Below are 3,019 nucleotides of genomic sequence, written 5' to 3'. Positions count from 1 at the left end.
CCACCGGGACCGTCGGCGACAGCTTCGATAATGCCTTGGCTGAGGCGGTGAACGGGCTCTACAAAACTGAACTCATCCGCCGACAAGGGCCTTGGCGAACGGTCGAGCAGGTCGAACTCGCGACGCTGGAATATGTGTGGTGGTGGAACAACCAACGCCTCCACGGCGAACTCGCCCTGCGCACCCCGATCGAGGTCGAGGAAGAGTATTACGCTGACCAAGAATCGTCCCAGCCGGCACCCGCCAGACAGGGAAGCAACGAGGAACTAAACCCAGGCCGAATCAAAGTGCCTCTAAGAAGCGGTGAAGCCGCATAGATTCCACCCGGGTAGTCCTTGAGATCTCTTCTGAGAGCGGCAGCGAGCCGTTCAGCTGCCAAGTGGCAGACTTCGTCTTATGCGGAAGGCCAGTGCGTCAGACGTCTGGGTTGCTTCTATCGAGCCGAAGCTGAGCGCGGTTGACCGAGCCGTCGCGGTCGCTATGAACGTGATGGGGCTCTTAGCCGGGGGTTTGCTCTTGGGCGCACCTTCTACGAAGGACGCGGTGATCCGCCGCCGGGATACCGGCGAAGAGGTGTTGAGGGGTGACGCAGGGCAAGATGCCGTGTGGATGTTGGATCAGCTTCAAAGGGACTTGAAGGCGATGAGCGAGGATACTTTCACTGCGAAATGGCAAGCGGGTACGGATTGGACGATAGCGCTCCGCAATCTGGGCAAGTAGTCGGATCGAGAGCACGTCAGATTCCCGCAATACGAACGTCTTCCGGACGCATGTGACGAAAGACCTACTTTGATCGCGGCTAGTGCTTTGGGAAGCTTCGAACCAGGGCGGGGTCGAGGATCTCGATCAGGCGACGTTTCAGGCTTTTGAGGCGCTTCCAGTTGTCGGCCTGGAATTCGATGCTTCGCCCCTGCGAGTCCACAAGGGTCAGGCATCCGCAGGAGCGGTCGCCGGCCATCACGATGTCTTCGAACAGAATTCGGCGTGTGCGCCCGGCTTCCCTGCTGAACAGATTCGTGTCCGTAACAATCAGGGTTCTCTTCCCGCCTTTGGCACGCCAGGTCGATTGTGCGGTGCTGGCGGCGGGCTGCGGAAAGTCGTCATCGACTGGTTGCCACGGGGTGAGATGCGTCACCGAGAGCGCAAGGCTCTTCAGGGTCCTCTTGCTGAGAGAAGTGCCTTCGTTGAAAGCGATGATCACCGAGGCGACACTGCCGACAAGGACCCCGGTCAGTTGCTCCGAGGTCACTTCTGTGGCATCTTCCAACCCCTGCTCGGGTGAGCGGGTCGACCAGCCGTGCAGGCCATCTTCAGCGAGTCGGTCGAGATAGTCCAGACCGGCGAACGTGCGCTGAGCCTGCGCGCTCCCGTGGATGCGCGCGCTATCGGTTGCTGCCTTGCCGAACCCCGCGGTGGCGATCCTTCTAAGCGTCTCCGACACCAACCGGACCGTGGTGTCGATGTGCTTGTCCTCCGGGTCGAGGACAAAGACCAGCTCGGACAACTCCCCGTCCACTGGCGTCGTGAAGGTCCCGACGTCGTAGATCAGTCCCCGGCGGTGTCGCAGGCCAATAAAGAGTTCATGTCTAAGGGCGATCTGCAGGAGATCGACGTCGTCGCGGGGCACGAGCAGCGAGAGTGCCACGCCGTTCTTAGCTGAAGCGACGAGCGCCGGGGTCTCCAGTAACGCTTCTGGCTGCTCGGTATGGGCGACCGGCCCGCGCGGCAATCGAAGATCGAGAGTTGCCGGCAGCGCCTGCGAGAAGGCCAAGGAGGTATTCTCCGCATGAAGCCACCGCGCAGCCCAATCGGTGACTTCCTGGCGGGTCATGTCCATCGTGGACGGGGCACCGAAGTTGGCCAGGCCGACACCGTGCAACCCGTACCGATAGGTCAGCAGGCCGGTGCTTGGTTCATCGAAGTTGTTCGGATGCTCGATCCTGATGATGCGCTTCTCGAACTTTAGATCCTGCTCGGAAACTTCCCCCAGGCGGCCGATCGCCCGCGTGAAGTCACTGAAGAATTGGCCCACCTCATCCGCGGAACCCGACGCATAGACAGTCAACGAATTGTCGCTGACCACGGCGCTGTGCTCGACACTGATCGGCTCCATAAGCCGAAAGAGGAGATGTTCCAGCAGATGGGTGATCCCCGACAGGGTCGCTGGCTCATTCCTCTTGCCGACGCCAAACACCAACGTCCCGCAGCAGACCCCCGGCAGATCCGCCTGGTACACGCGCACACCATTGACATTCGAGCGAGAGACCTGGGTGACCATGAGCGCAAGTCTCCCAGAACACGGAGTACTCACATCGCATTCGCCCCCCGGAAGCCGTAGCGCGAGATTCGGGCTGCAGCCGACGGGATGTGTCACGATTTCCTTGTGATCTCGGACGAAGACATTGTGGCGTCCCTTCAGAGTGTCGGTATGCGTCGGTGCACTCCGGAACCCTCGCCCCTGGACTACGACATCACTGATGTCCGCGGAGGTAACGGAACGGTGGAGTTTGTCATAACCGTAAGAGACGGATTACGGGCTCGCGTTCGTCTCGACCTCCCTTCGTCGGGAAAGTTCCAGCCCTGGCTCTACGAATACCCGGACAATGCCGATGAGTGGGTTCAGCAGCTGCTCACATGGACTGACGAGGAAGTGTTCACCTTAGGGCTCGGGGCAAGTCGGGCCCGCAAGGCGGAAGACGGCGAGAGCTTCGTTATCGCTGAACCCTACGGGTGGCGACTTGCAGACACGGCAGAACACGAGGCAAGGTTGGCGTCCGCCGGACCATTCGGATGGCACGGAAACGTTTACGCCGAGAAAGAGGGCCACTAAGTTCCCCTTCCGCCTCGCACCGGAGAATGCGCAAGTGGAGATTATCGCCGGATTGCTGTCCATTAGCGGGACGGCAACGGCTATCGGGAGGCAGCGCTTGGAAAGCGTGGGACCGGATCGGTCGCCGTGTCCGTATGACCCGCCCGCAGGAAATTCGCAGTGCGGTGCGGCGGATTCCAATGGTCGACG

2 protein-coding genes and 1 pseudogene are annotated in these 3,019 nt (G+C 60.8%); 2 read left to right on the top strand and 1 reads right to left on the bottom strand.

Going from position 1 to position 3,019, the window contains the following annotated elements; all coding sequences use genetic code 11:
• Positions 1 to 215 (top strand): annotated as a pseudogene (locus FVP33_RS18765) (IS3 family transposase); the annotation flags it as partial.
• 584 nt (positions 216 to 799) lie between these two features.
• Here FVP33_RS18765 and FVP33_RS18760 read toward each other — a convergent pair.
• The gene (locus FVP33_RS18760) at positions 800 to 2,278 is read right to left on the bottom strand and encodes a M16 family metallopeptidase (protein ID WP_147785230.1); all 1,479 of its coding nucleotides are present in this window, start codon (positions 2,276 to 2,278) and stop codon (positions 800 to 802) included.
• A gap of 105 nt (positions 2,279 to 2,383) precedes the next feature.
• Between FVP33_RS18760 and FVP33_RS18755 the strand changes: the two genes are divergently transcribed.
• Positions 2,384 to 2,830 carry a hypothetical protein gene (locus FVP33_RS18755; RefSeq protein ID WP_147785229.1) on the top strand — a complete coding sequence of 149 codons (447 nt, stop codon included), beginning with the start codon at positions 2,384 to 2,386 and terminating at the stop codon, positions 2,828 to 2,830.
• Positions 2,831 to 3,019 lie beyond the last annotated feature (189 nt).

Source organism: Lacisediminihabitans profunda, from assembly GCF_008040105.1.
Lineage (GTDB): Bacteria > Actinomycetota > Actinomycetes > Actinomycetales > Microbacteriaceae > Lacisediminihabitans > Lacisediminihabitans profunda.
Note: the sequence above shows the minus strand (reverse complement) of the source record. Positions and strands in the feature narration are given on the sequence as shown.

Bases quoted from the DNA above. Each gene is read 5' to 3' on its own strand.
- FVP33_RS18760 (WP_147785230.1), bottom strand. From the start codon at position 2,278: ATGGTCACCCAGGTCTCTCGCTCGAATGTCAATGGTGTGCGCGTGTAC.